Source organism: Pseudoalteromonas sp. SA25 (assembly GCF_011378705.1).
GTDB classification, from domain to species: domain Bacteria; phylum Pseudomonadota; class Gammaproteobacteria; order Enterobacterales; family Alteromonadaceae; genus Pseudoalteromonas; species Pseudoalteromonas arctica.
In genome coordinates this window covers 238,161-253,912 of sequence record NZ_WTKV01000003.1, presented here as the reverse complement: position 1 = coordinate 253,912, position 15,752 = coordinate 238,161, and the positions used below count along the sequence as shown (strand labels likewise).

The following is a 15,752-nucleotide window of genomic DNA, read 5'->3' as shown; positions in this document are numbered from 1 at the left end:
TTATGACCCAAATAGAATATGACCACGCCCATAAATACATTTTAATTACACCAGTCGAGCCTCCACACGATGAAGACTTTGAACTGTGGAGCACACTCTTTTTACACTCAGACGATGTAACACTCAATGAGTATTCTGCAGGCGCCGATCGCCATCAAGTTCGCTTTACCTATAATCAGCAGACCTTTAATTTAAACTATGAGCATTACAGCCAAAGTATTTGGATTAATGCCGAAGGCCATGAAGCTGAGCACTTATTAGCCGCTTTAGCATTTTATTTAAGTTAGCTTTTAATACCCCGCACACAGGCGGTTCTAAACCAGGTTGGTTATTAACATAAGTGAATATGAGTAACAATTAATTAGTTTCAAAATCCATACCTTTTACTTACATTATAATAACAATGATGTAAGCTGATATTACGATAGTCATTTGCTACGTAGCAGTAAAGAGGTTTAATGGTGAACAAGAAATGGATAGCACAATGTTGTATTAGCTTAACGGTTTTAAGCTTTTATGTGCCTAATGCATTCGCACAACAATCTTCAACGAAAACTGATAACTGCCTTGTAGAACAGACAGATTTAAGCACAAATAAAAACTTACGCCGAGAAGTTCAAGACAAAACAACCCTCACGCACAGTAATAGTAACGCTAAAATAGCCTCAATAAAGCTCAAGCAACTTAATGTATTTAATACTGAGCTTGAAGAGGAAAATAATGCCCTATTCCGATTTGCTAACCGCGCTCATATTCAAACAGAGCCCGATGTCATTAATAACCTTTTATTATTCTCCCCTGGTGACAAGTACGATGCTAAAAAGCTTGCAGAGTCTGAGCGCCTACTTCGTAAAGAAAGCTACTTATATGATGCACAAATTAGTGCAATCGAAAACTGCGACGGTGACGTTAATGTAGAAGTGGTTACCCGTGATTTATGGACACTTTTACCTGAAGTAAACTTTAGCCGTAGCGGCGGAGAAAATAAATCGAGTATAGGTTTTAGAGAATCAAACCTGCTTGGTTGGGGGAAGCGCCTTTCTTTGTCACGCACGACCGACAGCGATCGTAGCGGTTATTTATTTGTTTACGACGATCCTAATATTTTATCTACTCGCTACCGCGGCCGTTTAGAGTACGCTGATAACAGCGATGGCAAGCGCCATTTACTTGAGCTAACCTATCCATTTTACGCGATAGACACCCCTTTTAGTTACGGTATTTTAAGCTATTCTGAGCAGCGCGAAGAATCGCTATATAAACGCGGCGAAGAGTTTAGCGAATTTGATCAAACTACCGATTTAAACCGTGCATTTATAGGACACTCTAAAGCGCTTAATAATAATTGGACCCAACGCTTAACCTTAGGTTATACCGACGAGCAGCATACCTTTGAAGCTATAGACACTACATTTGCACCACTTGCCGATGACAGAAGTTTAAGTTATCCCTTTATAAGCGGCCATTGGTTTGAAGATAACTACATAAAAGTACGCAATTTTGACAGTATATCTCGCACTGAGGATTTAAACTTAGGTTGGAATATTAAAAGCTTAATTGGCTATTCAGACGAATCATTAAGTAATGACGACAGCCGCGCAGTGTATTCTTTTAACTTTAAAAAAGCCCACTTTACTAACGATAATACCTTATGGCGTTTTAGTGCTGATATTGATGGCTATTGGAATAAAGAACAGAAAAAACTCGAAAACTTTATGGCCACCAGCCAAGTACAATATTATTTAAATACCAGTGAAGACCAATCTTGGTATGTTAAAGCCCGCGTGCAATACGCAAAAAACCTTACTGCTGATCAACAGCTTACTTTAGGCGGCGAAACAGGCCTGCGTGGTTACCCTATGGATTATCAACATGGCGACCGCAGCTTTTTAGTTAATCTAGAAAAGCGCTATTACTGGGAGTACGATTTACTACAACTATTTAAAGTGGGTGGCGCAGCTTTTGTAGATGTGGGCAGAGCATGGTTTAACGATAAAGATAATGGTGAAAACGCACATGTATTAAAAAATATAGGCGTGGGTCTTCGTTTAGCACCAAGTCGTGCAAACTCAGGAACCATGATCCACATTGATATTGCAGCCCCAGTTGATAGCTACGATGACGTAGACTCAGTACAGTGGTTAGTGAGCGTTAAAAACACTTTTTAAATAATACAAACGCGTTAAACTAATACCAATTGAATTAAATTAAATTGGTATTAAAGTTCAGGGCCTAATGTGGAAATAATAGAAGTTTTAGAATTGTTTGCATCACAATATAAGTTAATTGTAACTATAATCGCTATTTTGGTTTTCCCTCTGCTATTAAAAATAACCAAAAAATTACTCGAAAAAGCAATTAAGGGGAAAGTTGATTTACACCGAAAATATCGTGCAGAGCTCTTACTAAAAATTATACTCGCCTTTGTCGTGCTGTGTTTAGTTTTAGTATTTTGGGGTATAGAGCTGCGTGGCTTATTGGTTTTAGGCTCCTCTTTATTCGCTATGTTGGGCGTAGCACTCTTCGCTGCCTGGTCATTATTAAGTAATCTCACCGCATTTTTACTAATGTTTATTCAAAACGATTGCCGTGTTGGCTATTGGGTACGAATTATTGATGGTGCAAATCATGTTGAAGGGCGCATTGTTGAAATGGGCTTAATGAATGTAGTACTTGAGCATATTGATGGGCACCGCGTAATTTACCCTAACAATTTATTTGTGACCCGTCCTGTCATGGTCTTAAATAAAGAACCAAAGCCAACAAAAGCCCCCGTTATAAAGCGTATTATTGGACCTAAAAAACATAGTTAAAAAAGTAATAGTCACAAAAAAGCCGCAGTAAGTAATTAACTTCTGCGGCTTTTTAATGCTTTAACTAACCAAAATTAAGACTAGGGCGTGTTGATCTTTGATGGTTGAATTTGCAGCAGTATGTTTGGTTTTTAGGCAAGGCAGAGCCTATGAAGTGTGGTTACTCCCCATAAATAGGCGATAACGCAGCATAAATGCCAAACATGCGCTGCCCTTCGGGTTCTGCCTAGGGGCGATAAACTCTTTGTTACTCGGTTTTTACTTAGCCCACTAGGTTACAAACCTCGCGCCGCGATTTAATCGCCCCTAGATTGAACAAATTTCAATCCGCAAAGTTAAACACGCCCTAGCTATTAGTTATTTAGCTCAGCTGTTTTAAGCTCGTCATCTAAATCGTTTATCTCGTCAATAAAGTTCTCTAGTTGCTGCTCTACTAAACTATTGTCATTTGCAAAGTAAGCAAGGTGGAATACCGCATCACCTTCATTTACCAATGGCATAGTTTGCTGACCAATAACAATACCGCCTTTAGGCGCTAAAAGCTCAAGCTCAGAGTCACCTAGTGGGCTACTAATATAAGCAAGTACTTGCCCTTTAGTTACATGCTCCCCTAGTGATACTTGTGCACGCACAATGCCATCAACTTCGGCACGTATCCAACTAGTTGAACCTGCAATAATAGGATCTGGTAACTTTTTAGGACGCTTGCCACGGATCATTTTTAAATGACGCATAACATAATCAACACCCTGTACACCGGCCGCAATTGCGATTGGATCAAAACGCAGTGCTTCACCAGCTTCATAGGTTATAACCGGTATACCTAGGTTTGCAGCTTCACTTCGTAATGAGCCATTACGCAATGATGCATCTATAACTGCTGGCGTGCCAAATGCTTTAGCCATTTCAGCAGTTGCTTCGTCAGCTAAATTAGCGCGAATTTGCGGTAAGTTAGTTCGATGAATAGCGCCAGTATGTAAATCAATAATGTGGGTACAATGTATTGCCACTTGATTAAAAAACATATAAGCCATACGCCCAGCAAGTGAACCACGCTCAGAACCTGGAAAGCTACGATTCATATCGCGTCTGTCTGGTAAGTAACGCGATTTATGAATAAAGCCAAACACATTTACAATAGGCACAGCGATTATTGTACCGCGCAGTTGGCTTGGGTCTATTTTAGCAATTAACTGACGCACAACTTCTACGCCATTTAGCTCATCACCATGAATAGCCGCACACACCATAAGCACAGGACCTTCCATTACACCGTTAACCACTTCAATAGGAATATTAAGTGGTGAATGGGTATAAAGTTTAGCTGCCTCTAAGGCAAGTGTTTTACGCTCGCCTACGCCTACACTCTCTCCTAATAAGGAAAAAGGACGGTTAATTTTAACCTTTGCCACGTGTTGCTGTTCCTTTACTTGAAGCATTTTTTTCGATGAAATCAATCACCATGCCTGCAATGTCTTTACCTGTTGCGATTTCAATGCCCTCTAAACCTGGTGACGAGTTTACTTCCATCACAAGTGGTCCACGAGATGAGCGAAGTAAATCAACTCCCGCTACGTTCAAGCCCATTGATTTAGCCGCCGCTACTGCCGTTTTACGCTCTTCTGGAGTAATACGAACTAATGTAGCACTACCGCCACGGTGAAGATTAGAGCGGAACTCACCTTCTTGTGCTTGGCGCTTCATAGCTGCTATTACTTTATCGCCTAATACAAAACAACGTATATCGGCACCACCCGCTTCTTTAATGTATTCCTGAACCATAATATTAGCTTTCAAGCCCATAAACGCTTCAATAACGCTTTCTGCCGCTTTGCGTGTTTCAGCAAGTACAACACCAATGCCTTGTGTGCCTTCAAGTAATTTAATTACAACAGGTGCACCGCCTACCATTTCTAGTAAGTCTTTTACATCATCTGGTTTGCTAGCAAAACCTGTTACTGGCATACCAACGCCTTTGCGCGAAAGTAACTGAAGTGAGCGTAATTTATCGCGCGAACGAGAAATAGCGACTGATTCGTTTACAGGGTAAACACCCATCATTTCAAACTGACGAAGTACCGAACAGCCATAAAATGTAACCGATGCACCAATACGCGGGACGATTGCGTCAAATTCTTTTAAGTTTTCACCGCGATAGTGAATTTCTGGTTGCTCAGAGTTTATATTCATATAACAGCGCAATGCATCAATCACTTTAACTTCGTGACCGCGTGCCTCTGCCGCCTCAATTAAGCGACGTGTTGAATATAATTTTCTGTTGCGAGATAAAATACCGATTTTCATAGTTAAACCTTACGACCTAATAGTTGAGATAAAGCCGGGTCAACGACTATACGATTTTCCATGGCTGTACGCCCTAATAACATTCTAAACTTCATTGTTGCACGGCTTGTTAAAGTAAGCTCGATAGGCCAGCTGTGCTCGCCTGCATGCAATGTAGTTTCTATAAAGTAACGTAACTCTTTTTGCCCACTTGAGCTGGTTACGTACTTCATTTTTTTAACTTTTGCATTGCAAGTGACTTGCGTTTGCTCATCATCTTGCAGTGGCTGGGCCGTAAATTTAACCCATTTTTCTGAGTCAACTTCGTATTCTTCAATGTTAATTGCATGAATACATGAAGTGCGAGCGCCAGTATCAATTTTTGCTTTTATCTCGTTAATACCAAGCTCAGGTAAACTTAACCACTCACGCCAACCAACTGTGATCTTTGCTGTCATAAATGTGCCCTTAATAAAAAAGTGACTTATACGCTACAGGTAAAAAAACACCAACGAAATAAATTTATCTAGTCGATTAGTAAATTAAATTGATCTTTTTAAACAACTGGTCACACAATGCACGCCTTGCTAAATAGTACTTTATGCCACTTTACTCAGCCCAAAGGCTCTGCATATATTTTGCTATTTAAGCTTAACTTATTAAAAATAAAGGTAAGTTTAAAATACTTAAGTAGATACACTATAGTTAACGGTATTAAAAATACACTATTATGAGAAATAATTATGATTAATGGTTTACTACATGCACTTGTACTTGATGGACAAGGCGGCGCTCGCCCTATTGAAAGCACTAATGAGCTAAATAGCTGGCAACCAAGCCACGGAAAACTTTGGGTGCACATGGACTATAGCCAAAGCGAGGCTGTTGAATGGCTCAAGGCACAACCTCATTTAAACGACTACGAATTAGAGTCCTTAATTGCTGATGAAACACGCCCGCGAATTACATCAACGACTAACGGACATATGTTATTTTTACGTGGTGTAAATTTAAATCCAGCACAAAGCCCTGAAGACATGGTTTCAATTCGTTTATTTATTAGCGAAGACATTCTTATTACTACCCGCAAGCGTCGTTTATTATCGGTGCAGGATACGCTCACCTGTTTAAATGAAAATAAAGGCCCATGCAATATTTCTGAGCTAGTATGCTCTATTACACAAAAACTAACTTCTCGCATGCAAAGCGTTATTGACTCACTAGATGAAACACTCGACGAGTTTGAAGAAGAAATAGATGAACCAAGTAAAAAGTTTGATAACCAAGGTTTATCACAGTTGCGCCGTCAAACAATTGCCTTAAAGCGTTATTTAAAACCGCAAAAAGAAGCCCTTAGCTCAATGGTAAATAATCACTACCCGTGGCTGTTAGATGACGATAAAGCAAAATTAAACGAAACAACAAACTTACTTATTCGTTATTTAGAGGAGCTTGATAGCTCTATTGAACGTGCGCAAATCATTCAGCAAACAATCACTAACCAAGTGTCTGAGCAATTAAATCAGCGTATGTATGTAATGTCGGTTGTGGCTGCATTGTTTTTACCTTTAGGCTTTTTAACCGGCCTGTTAGGCGTAAACGTAGGAGGTATCCCGGGTACCGAGAGCCCCTATGCATTTAGTGCGTTTGTTATATTTTTGATTGTACTTACTGGCGGTATTGGTGTGTATTTTAAAAATAAAAAATGGTTATAAATTAAGTTTATACATTTAAAAAGCATTAAAAAAGCATTAAAAAAGCCACTCAGTTTTAAACTGAGTGGCTTTCTAAACTACTAAATAATTAGTTAGTTTTACGCGTATAACTAACGTCAGTCATTGTTACTTTAGCTTTTGTAATTCCTAAATCTTTAAAGCACTCTTTAAATGAATCTGAGTTTCCTGACTCGCCACACTCATCTAGTATATATGGGTCTTGTGATTGTAAATAATTACCAAACTTAAAGTAAGATTCTGAATCATCTTCTACCGGAATACCAAAGGTAGTACCTAATGCAGTCACATCTACATCACCGTAATTATTAACTACTTTTAGATTGAATGAACCACCACTTCTGATAGTACCTAGTGCATGCTTTTCTTCTTTACCACTGGTGTTACGCAGGCGAACATAAACGTCAAAAATCCCGTTATCTGCTACGCTATCATCAAAACCGGATTCATCAGTATCTGAAACATATACTTTTGAAATCGTACCCGTATCGCTAGCGTGGTGCTGAGAAATAATCGTTTTACCACCATCTGACATTTCAACTTTTACAGTTGCCTCAAAAACCTCATAGGTTTCGGTCATTGCAACACGTGCACTTTCTTTTACTTTATATTCATGACGCCAGCCATTCCCGTTTGGAGTGATATGACGCGCTTCTAGAGGAACAAACTCTAAAGTGTCGCTATTTACTAATGGATGAGGATCGTTACCTTCAAGGTCAAAAATACTACCGTTGGTGATGTTGCTTGCTATACCTGAGCCACTACCAGTGTCGCCACCGCCAGTATCACCACCACCTGTGTCTCCGCCGCCAGAAGAACTCCCCTTAGTTAACGAAAAGTCATCAAAACGAACATCGCTTGAGCTCTTATCATGCTTAGCAAATACTTGTAGCGTACCTGTATTAGCTGTAGTGAAAGTTTTAGATACTTTTGTCCACGAAGAAACGTTAAATTTCTCACTTTTAAACAAACCATTAAGATCGTTAATGCCGATTTGTCCCTTGCCAAGTACGTACGCACTTAACGTGTACTGAGTATTTCGATCTACATCTACATTCTGGTAAACACGCCCTGGGCTACCTTGAATTTTTAATGATTTAGAGCCCTTGTAAGCACTACCTGAAATAGCCGCTGGTTCTGTTTCATTCCAGTTATTCCAACCATCTTCAAATCCAGCATTATTAACAGTTGCCGCTTGTACAAAACTTGAGCTAGCAGTCATTGCTGCAAGCATAAATAGGGATTTTTGGTTAATCATTATCTTTATTTCTCCAAACCTGTACATGAAAAAATCTTACTACATGGCTATAAATGAGTATTTCACTTGAGCCTAGATCACCGCCTGCAAACAGGTTTTAACTTGTGTTTTTATGTGTAATTGGTAATAAGTTAAATGTAGAAAAAACCACTCCTGGTTTACAAATAAATATTACCAATGATTATTGCCAGCTGGGCTGAGACACAAGTTATATTGCTTGTAATAAATTTGCAACAATTTATTTAATAGGTAATAAGTATTAATTTCATTTAGATTCATTAAATCAACAATAAATAAAAACAAATGAAAATAAACACTTAAAACCAATCACTATCAAAAAAATAACAAACCCCAGATAAGGAACAAAATATAAAATAATGAAAAAGCATTAAATAAAACTTTAATTGGTAATTTATTAAAAATTCAAAATCGTATTTCTTGTGATAACAAAATTGGTTTTTATTTTATTTTATGCAGTAAAGCTTACGTTCAGTTTAATTAACTAGAATACCATTGGTTAACCAATTAATTTAGACTGTTTATATAAAATAAAGCAAAATAATGGCAGAACGAAATGCATTTGAAATAAGAATTTAAAGATGAAAGTATTATTATATTAGTGAAGGGTAGCTTAGAAAATTTAAGAGGTGTTTGAGCTCAGTGAAGGTGAATATTTTATTTTTTATAGATAATTTATTAATAATATTTATACAAAACATACCAATAAGTTTTAAATAAATTATTGAAAACACCTAGAAGGTTGATTCAATTTAGTTCGAATTAAAAGCTTTAGCAGAACTCGGCATGTTGCCCTTTGCGGATTGAAATTAGTTTAATCTAGGGGCGGTTAAATCGCGGCGCGGGGTTTGTAACCAAGCGGGCTCGGTAACTACTCCTGCGTTACGCTACTAGCTTACTTCCATGTGAAAATAAGTAAAAACCGAGCAAAGCTTCCGCGTCCTGTTCACTCCCCTTACCACATCCATTTAGGCAACAAAGAGTAATCGTCCCTAGAAAAAACCTGAGGGGAAGCGCATGTTTGGTAGCACGCTTTTACAGGCATTAAAAAAGACGAACACTTTGCAATGATCGCCTTTTTTATAACAGTCAGCTAATTACTCTTGAAAGTAAGTACCCCAACCATCGTACTCAACTTCGCACTCAACGGCTAGTTGCGCTAGCTTATCAACGTCTTCCATAATAACGTCTACGTCTAGCTCAGCTTCAACTACAATGTCAAAGCTCCAAATTTTGTTACCGTCTTCAAGCTCAAGCTCTGCTGGTTCTTCAACATCGTAACCCAATTTAAAAGCAGCAAGTGCAGCTTGCTCTAACTTAGGAAAGTCTTCACACACAAAGTGGTGCTCTACTTCATAAAGTATTTCAGGGTCTGACCCATCTTCAAGTAGTGAACTTACGATGTCTTCACTTATTTCACGCCAGTTTTCCATTATTTTTCTCTCACTTGAGCATCTAATTCAGTTATTTTAGCAGCCATAATGCTATGCACGCTTTTAGCATGCTCACGCGCGCTAATTTCTTTATCAAGCGGTATAGGCGCTAACATTTCGATGTGAATTGTACCATTATCCCAACGATTTAGCTTAATGGTTTTATGTGTTGTATTCATACATACCGGAATTATGGGTACATCTGCGCTCATTGCGGTGTGAAATGCGCCTGTTTTAAATGGTAGCAACCCTCTTCCATAGCTTCGTGTGCCTTCTGGAAACATCCATACAGATAAGCCATTATTTTTAATTTTTTCGGCTGCTTTTGAGATAGTTCCTGCCGCTTTAGAGCGATTCGATCTGTCTATTAATATATTACCCGACAACCAATAAAGCTGACCAAAAAATGGGATCCACTTTAAGCTCTTTTTACCCAAACTTACGCAGTTTTTTGGCACCATTGCTGGCACTGTAAATAAGTCGTAGCTATTTTGATGATTAGCAACATAAACTGCAGGACCTGGATCAACGGCATCTTTATGACGTGTTAGAACTAGCTTAACGCCAACCATTTTAGCCATTGAGCCAAACCAACCCGCTATAATATGTACATTATTAGGGTGAAATGGTCTTACAATCGAAAGTAATAAACCAAAAATACAACTGAATAATATAAACAGCAGCATAATAAAAACGCGTATAACAGCTAGCAAATGGGCTTCTCCAAAAATAAATTATAATTATTATAGCGTTATTTTGTGACACAAACGAGTCAATAGCGCACAAGTGTACGCTGAAATATTTAAGCTCTTTATTTTAAAACAAAAACGGCCTGCAAATGCAGACCGTTTTTATTTATACAAAAAAGTAATTGGCTACTCTTCGCTAATAACGTCTATTGGTTCATCATCTTGAGGAGTTAGCTCAACAACGGCTTCGTCAACACGCTGTAAGCCACGCGGTAGTTTATTACCCCTACGTCCTCGCTCACCATGATAATGCTCTAAATCACTTGGTTTAAGTGTTAGTTTACGCTTACCAGCATGAAGCGTAACACTGCTTCCTAGTGGTACAACAGCAAGCACTTTTACAAACTCTTCACGGGCTTGTACTTTAGCACCTGGTATAGAGATGATTTTATTACCTTTACCTTTGCCTAACTTTGGTAAGTCTCGCAGCGGGAATAAAAGCATTCGACCTTCGTTAGAAATAGCCATACAGTAATCGCTAGCAACATCGTTCACTCTAATAGGAGAAAGTAATATTCCACCTTTAGGGACACTTACCAGCGCTTTACCGTTTTTATTTTTACTAACTAAGTCTTTAAAGTCGGTAATAAAGCCGTAACCTGCATCTGACGCCATAAGCAATACTTGCTCGTCTTCACTCATTACCACGTGCTCAAAATTAGCGCCTGGTGTTAAGTTAAAACGACCTGTCATTGGCTCCCCTTGGCTACGCGCCGAAGGTAGACTGTGCGCATCAGTTGCAAACGCCCGCCCTGCTGAATCTAAAAATACCGCAGGTTGATTACTCTTACCACGAGCAGAGGCTCTAAAGCCGTCACCTGAGCGATAATTTAAGCCTTGTACATCTAAGTCATGACCTTTACCAACGCGTGCCCAGCCTTTGTCTGATAGCACAACAGTAACTGACTCTGACGGAATTAAATCTTTTTCGTTAAGTGCTTTCGCTTCTGAGCGCTCAATCACTGGCGAGCGACGATCGTCACCATACATTTCAGCGGCTTCTTGAATTTCTTTTTTAAGCAGTGTCGACATACGACGTTCTGAGCCCAAAATTTGCGCTAATTTATCACGCTCTTTGGCTAGTTCGTCTTGCTCACCACGAATTTTAAACTCTTCAAGTTTTGCTAAATGACGAAGTTTTAATTCTAAAATTGCTTCTGCTTGCGTATCAGTTAAATCAAAGCGTTCCATTAATACAGGCTTTGGTTTATCTTCGCTGCGGATGATTTCAATTACTTCATCAATATTTAAAAAGGCGGCTAGCAAACCCTCTAAAATATGTAGACGTGCTAATACTTTATCTAAACGATACTGCAAACGACGACGCACTGTTTCGCGTCTAAATATTAGCCACTCACTTAAAATACAGCGTAAGTCTTTAACTTGCGGGCGGCCATCTAGGCCTAGCATGTTTAAGTTTACGCGGTAATTTTTTTCAAGATCGGTGGTTGCAAATAAATGCGCCATTAATGGCTCAGCTTTAATGCGGTTTGAGCGCGGAATAATTACAATGCGTGTTGGATTTTCGTGATCTGACTCGTCACGTAAATCGGCAATCATTGGTAATTTTTTAGCGTTCATTTGCGCTGCAATTTGCTCAAGTACTTTACCACCAGAACATTGATGCGGCAGCGCTGTAATAACAATATCGCCATGCTCTTCGGTATAAACCGCACGCATTTTGATAGACCCACGACCGGTTTTATATATTTTATGAATATCGGCTTTTGGGGTAATTATTTCAGCATCTGTTGGGTAATCTGGTGCATGTACAAGCTCAAGTAATTCTTCAAGCTCTGTTTTTGGTTTATCAAGTAATAAACAACATGCACTAGCCACTTCACGTACGTTATGTGGCGGAATATCGGTTGCCATACCTACGGCAATACCCGTTATACCGTTTAGTAAAATATGCGGTAAACGAGAAGGCAGTACAACAGGCTCATCCATTGTACCATCAAAGTTTGGTGTCCAATCGACGGTGCCTTGGCCAAGCTCTTTTAATAGTACTTCTGAAAACTTAGATAAACGCGCTTCGGTATAACGCATTGCTGCAAACGATTTAGGGTCATCTGCCGCGCCCCAGTTTCCTTGTCCATCTACCAAAGGGTAGCGGTAAGAAAACGGCTGCGCCATTAATACCATCGCTTCGTAACATGCACTGTCGCCGTGTGGATGGTACTTACCAAGCACGTCACCCACTGTACGGGCTGATTTTTTGTACTTAGCGTTAGCCGACAAACCCAGTTCGCTCATCGCATAAATAATACGACGCTGTACTGGTTTTAAACCATCACCTACATGCGGTAAGGCGCGGTCCATGATCACGTACATGGAATAATTTAAATAGGCGTCTTCGGTAAAACGCCCCATTGTTTGTTGCTCAATTCCTTGCATTAGCAAGGTATCTGTATCACTCATTAAAGCTTACCTAGTTTTTCTTATAGCTTACACGGTAGATTACATTGGCGTAATCATCGCTTACTAACAGACTGCCGTCACCTAATTCTGCAAATGCAACAGGGCGTCCAAATGTTGTTTCGTCTTTCATAAAGCCAGTAATAAATGGCGTATATTTAGTTACGCGACCTACTTCAATTGTTGCTAGCCCTACTTTATAACCTGACTTTTTAGAACGGTTCCATGAGCCATGTTCAGCAACAAATAATTGTTGCTTATAGCTTGCTGGAAATTGCTTACCGTTATAAAAATGAATACCCAGTGGCGCTACATGCGCAGCAAGTGCAAGAGCTGGCGACGTGTAATCGGCAATATTTTTACCTTCCCCAAACTCAGGGTCAATAATTGCGCCGGCATGAACATACGGAAAACCAAAATGCTCACCTTCTTGCGTTGCACGGTTTAACTCATCAGGCGGAATATCATCGCCCATCATGTCGCGACCGTTATCACTAAACCATAAAGCTTGAGTAGCTGGATGAAAATCAAAACCGACGGTGTTTCTAACGCCCTTGGCTATTGTTTTTATTTGTTTTGTTTCTACATTAAGCGCAAAAATACGACCAAAACGTTCATCCTCAGCACAAATATTACACGGTACACCCACCGGAATGATTAGCTCGCCCGTTGGTGCAAAACGTAAAAATTTCCAACCATGATGACGCTCGCTCGGTAATGCGTCATAAACCACATCAAATTTTGGATCTTTTAATTGGGTATCAATATTTTTAAAGCGAATAATACGATGCACTTCGCCTACGTATAAATCGCCATCTTTAATTGCTATGCCAGAGGGCATATTTAGGCCTTTAGCCACAACAATTTTTTTATCTGCTACGCCATCACTATTATGATCAATAAGCGCATATACGTTGCCCGCTTTACGAGAGCCAACATACACAATACCTTTTTTTGAAACAGCTATTTGACGTGCATTTTCTACATCATTTGCAAATAAGCTTATTTCAAATCCCGGTGCTACGGTGAGCTTATCGAGTATATTTTTCGCCATTACAGGAGCGGTAGTCAGCCCAAGTAACAGCAAACTTCCTAGTAGTTTTTTCATTCGCCTCTCCTAGTGTTAAGCACAGGTAATTAAACGAGTGCCTTGTTACCATGATCTTCTAACCATTGACGACGATCAGGCGATCGTTTCTTAGCAAGCAGCATATCCATCATTTCCATGGTTTCTACTTCTTCATCAAGCGTAAGCTGCACTAAACGTCGTGTATTTGGATCCATCGTGGTTTCACGCAGTTGTAACGGGTTCATTTCACCCAGACCTTTGAATCGTTGTACGTTTACTTTTCCGCGTTTTTTCTCGGCTTCTATGCGCGCCAAAATAGCGGTTTTTTCTTGCTCATCAAGTGCGTAATAAACTTCTTTACCAATATCGATTCTAAATAATGGCGGCATTGCTACATACACATGCCCTGTTTTTACTAACTCTGGGAAATGGCGAACAAACAGTGCACATAATAGTGTTGCGATGTGTAGTCCATCCGAGTCAGCATCGGCCAATATACAAATTTTATTGTAGCGTAATGCCGACATATCGGTTGATTCTGGATCAATACCCAGCGCCACTGAAATATCGTGTACTTCTTGTGATGCGAGTATTTGGCCTGACTCAACTTCCCAGGTATTCAAAATTTTACCACGTAGCGGCATGATAGCCTGAAATTCACGGTCTCTTGCTTGTTTAGCAGAGCCACCAGCAGAATCACCTTCCACTAAAAACAATTCGGTACGGTCGTTATCGGCCGCGCTACAATCGGTAAGTTTACCCGGTAAGGCAGGACCTGCAGTAACACGCTTACGCACTACTTTTTTAGCTGCACGCAAGCGAGTTTGTGCATTTGAAATACATAACTCAGCTAATAACTCTGCGGTATCTGTATGTTCATTTAACCATAAACTAAACGAGTCTTTTACAACCCCCGATACAAACGCAGAACACGAGCGTGATGATAGTTTTTCTTTTGTTTGACCGGCAAATTGAGGGTCTTGCATTTTAACCGACAACACGTAACTACAACGATCCCAAATGTCATCAGGAGTTAATTTCACACCACGAGGGAGTAAGTTTCTAAACTCACAAAATTCACGCATTGCTTCAAGTAAGCCTTGGCGTAAACCATTTACATGCGTACCACCTTGCGCGGTAGGAATAAGGTTTACGTAGCTTTCAGCTATTGATTCACCACCTTCTGGTAGCCATACAACAGCCCAATCAGCGCCTTCAATTGAGCTCTTAAATTCACCTACAAATGGGTCTTGCGGTAATGTTTCAAAACCTTTAATTGCTTCAACTAAATAATCTTTTAAGCCTGTTTCGTAAAACCATTCTTGGGTTTCTTTTGTTTGCTTATTAACGAACTTAATTCGCAGCCCTGGACACAAAACGGCTTTGGCTTTTAATAAATGATTAAGTTTAGTAATTGAGTAATTTGGTGAATCAAAGTAGCTAACATCAGCCCAAAAACGAACCGTAGTGCCGGTGTTACGCTTACCGACTGTACCAATTACGTTTAAGTCTTCTACTTTATCGCCGCTTTCAAATGCCATTCTAAATTGCTGAGCGTCGCGCCTTACTGTTACTTCTACACGCGTAGATAACGCATTTACTACCGAAATACCTACGCCGTGTAAACCACCCGAAAATTGATAGTTTTTATTAGAAAACTTACCACCGGCGTGTAATTTAGTGAAGATCAATTCAACCCCAGGGATACCTTCTTCTGGGTGAATATCAATAGGCATACCACGCCCGTCATCACTTACTTCAAGCGAATTGTCTTCGTGGAGTATTACGTCGATACGAGTAGCATGACCCGCCATAGCTTCATCGACACTGTTATCGATAACCTCTTGGCCTAAATGATTGGGACGTGTTGTATCTGTGTACATCCCTGGGCGTCGTTTTACCGGATCTAATCCATTAAGTACTTCAATGGCTTCGGCGTTATAATTTTGATCACTCATAGTTTTTGTCTTTATATCCG

General features: G+C 39.7%; 13 protein-coding genes. 4 read left to right on the top strand and 9 right to left on the bottom strand.

Annotated elements, in window-relative coordinates:
* The first annotated feature begins 2 nt into the window (after positions 1 to 2).
* From GQR45_RS04045 to GQR45_RS04035, 3 genes are all read left to right on the top strand, one after another.
* Positions 3 to 287 carry a DUF3630 family protein gene (locus tag GQR45_RS04045; RefSeq protein ID WP_007583724.1) on the top strand — a complete coding sequence of 95 codons (285 nt, stop codon included), beginning with the start codon at positions 3 to 5 and terminating at the stop codon, positions 285 to 287.
* Between the two features lie 171 nt (positions 288 to 458).
* The gene (locus tag GQR45_RS04040; protein WP_024609055.1) at positions 459 to 2,168 is read left to right on the top strand and encodes a BamA/TamA family outer membrane protein; all 1,710 of its coding nucleotides are present in this window, start codon (positions 459 to 461) and stop codon (positions 2,166 to 2,168) included.
* A 69-nt stretch (positions 2,169 to 2,237) separates the two neighbouring features.
* Positions 2,238 to 2,813, top strand: a complete 576-nt coding sequence (locus tag GQR45_RS04035) for a mechanosensitive ion channel domain-containing protein (RefSeq protein ID WP_007583721.1) — start codon at positions 2,238 to 2,240, stop codon at positions 2,811 to 2,813.
* Positions 2,814 to 3,166: 353 nt separating this feature from the next.
* Here the strand turns inward: GQR45_RS04035 and GQR45_RS04030 are convergent, their stop codons facing one another.
* The 3 genes from GQR45_RS04030 to GQR45_RS04020 are packed head-to-tail and all read right to left on the bottom strand — an operon-like array spanning position 3,167 to position 5,554.
* Positions 3,167 to 4,225, bottom strand: coding sequence for a succinylglutamate desuccinylase/aspartoacylase family protein (locus GQR45_RS04030; RefSeq protein ID WP_007585786.1), 1,059 nt, complete (start codon positions 4,223 to 4,225; stop codon positions 3,167 to 3,169).
* Positions 4,212 to 5,117 carry a 30S ribosomal protein S6--L-glutamate ligase gene (gene rimK, locus GQR45_RS04025; protein ID WP_002961977.1) on the bottom strand — a complete coding sequence of 302 codons (906 nt, stop codon included), beginning with the start codon at positions 5,115 to 5,117 and terminating at the stop codon, positions 4,212 to 4,214. The genes GQR45_RS04030 and rimK overlap by 14 nt, the downstream gene beginning before the upstream one ends.
* Before the next feature lie 2 nt (positions 5,118 to 5,119).
* Positions 5,120 to 5,554, bottom strand: a complete 435-nt coding sequence (locus GQR45_RS04020) for an ATP-dependent zinc protease (protein WP_002961974.1) — start codon at positions 5,552 to 5,554, stop codon at positions 5,120 to 5,122.
* Positions 5,555 to 5,839: 285 nt separating this feature from the next.
* On the opposite strand from GQR45_RS04020, the gene GQR45_RS04015 reads away from it, so the two are divergent.
* A complete protein-coding gene (locus GQR45_RS04015) occupies positions 5,840 to 6,811 on the top strand; it encodes a zinc transporter ZntB (RefSeq protein ID WP_007585782.1) in 972 nt (323 codons plus the stop codon).
* Positions 6,812 to 6,899: 88 nt separating this feature from the next.
* On the opposite strand, the gene GQR45_RS04010 is transcribed toward GQR45_RS04015, so the two are convergent.
* The 6 genes from GQR45_RS04010 to parE form a co-directional block, all read right to left on the bottom strand.
* Positions 6,900 to 8,087: a polysaccharide lyase family 7 protein gene (locus tag GQR45_RS04010; protein ID WP_165725186.1), complete on the bottom strand. Its 1,188-nt coding sequence runs from the start codon at positions 8,085 to 8,087 to the stop codon at positions 6,900 to 6,902.
* 1,115 nt (positions 8,088 to 9,202) lie between these two features.
* Complete coding sequence (gene rraB / locus GQR45_RS04005; RefSeq protein ID WP_007585369.1) at positions 9,203 to 9,538, bottom strand: ribonuclease E inhibitor RraB; 336 nt, start codon at positions 9,536 to 9,538, stop codon at positions 9,203 to 9,205.
* Positions 9,538 to 10,251 carry a 1-acylglycerol-3-phosphate O-acyltransferase gene (locus GQR45_RS04000; protein ID WP_024590693.1) on the bottom strand — a complete coding sequence of 238 codons (714 nt, stop codon included), beginning with the start codon at positions 10,249 to 10,251 and terminating at the stop codon, positions 9,538 to 9,540. The genes rraB and GQR45_RS04000 overlap by 1 nt, the downstream gene beginning before the upstream one ends.
* A gap of 162 nt (positions 10,252 to 10,413) precedes the next feature.
* Positions 10,414 to 12,708 carry a DNA topoisomerase IV subunit A gene (gene parC, locus GQR45_RS03995; protein ID WP_010553285.1) on the bottom strand — a complete coding sequence of 765 codons (2,295 nt, stop codon included), beginning with the start codon at positions 12,706 to 12,708 and terminating at the stop codon, positions 10,414 to 10,416.
* Positions 12,709 to 12,718: 10 nt separating this feature from the next.
* The gene (locus GQR45_RS03990; protein ID WP_010553286.1) at positions 12,719 to 13,813 is read right to left on the bottom strand and encodes a PQQ-dependent sugar dehydrogenase; all 1,095 of its coding nucleotides are present in this window, start codon (positions 13,811 to 13,813) and stop codon (positions 12,719 to 12,721) included.
* Between the two features lie 29 nt (positions 13,814 to 13,842).
* Positions 13,843 to 15,732 carry a DNA topoisomerase IV subunit B gene (gene parE / locus GQR45_RS03985; protein WP_010553287.1) on the bottom strand — a complete coding sequence of 630 codons (1,890 nt, stop codon included), beginning with the start codon at positions 15,730 to 15,732 and terminating at the stop codon, positions 13,843 to 13,845.
* Positions 15,733 to 15,752: the final 20 nt, after the last annotated feature.

What these genes read in the sequence shown, in the direction of transcription:
- GQR45_RS04045 (WP_007583724.1), top strand. Translation starts at nt 3, where the DNA reads ATGACCCAAATAGAATATGACCACGCCCATAAATACATTTTAATTACA.
- GQR45_RS04040 (WP_024609055.1), top strand. Translation starts at nt 459, where the DNA reads ATGGTGAACAAGAAATGGATAGCACAATGTTGTATTAGCTTAACGGTT.
- rimK (WP_002961977.1), bottom strand. Translation starts at nt 5,117, where the DNA reads ATGAAAATCGGTATTTTATCTCGCAACAGAAAATTATATTCAACACGT.
- GQR45_RS04020 (WP_002961974.1), bottom strand. Translation starts at nt 5,554, where the DNA reads ATGACAGCAAAGATCACAGTTGGTTGGCGTGAGTGGTTAAGTTTACCT.
- GQR45_RS04015 (WP_007585782.1), top strand. Translation starts at nt 5,840, where the DNA reads ATGATTAATGGTTTACTACATGCACTTGTACTTGATGGACAAGGCGGC.
- GQR45_RS04010 (WP_165725186.1), bottom strand. Translation starts at nt 8,087, where the DNA reads ATGATTAACCAAAAATCCCTATTTATGCTTGCAGCAATGACTGCTAGC.
- rraB (WP_007585369.1), bottom strand. Translation starts at nt 9,538, where the DNA reads ATGGAAAACTGGCGTGAAATAAGTGAAGACATCGTAAGTTCACTACTT.
- parC (WP_010553285.1), bottom strand. Translation starts at nt 12,708, where the DNA reads ATGAGTGATACAGATACCTTGCTAATGCAAGGAATTGAGCAACAAACA.
- GQR45_RS03990 (WP_010553286.1), bottom strand. Translation starts at nt 13,813, where the DNA reads ATGAAAAAACTACTAGGAAGTTTGCTGTTACTTGGGCTGACTACCGCT.
- parE (WP_010553287.1), bottom strand. Translation starts at nt 15,732, where the DNA reads ATGAGTGATCAAAATTATAACGCCGAAGCCATTGAAGTACTTAATGGA.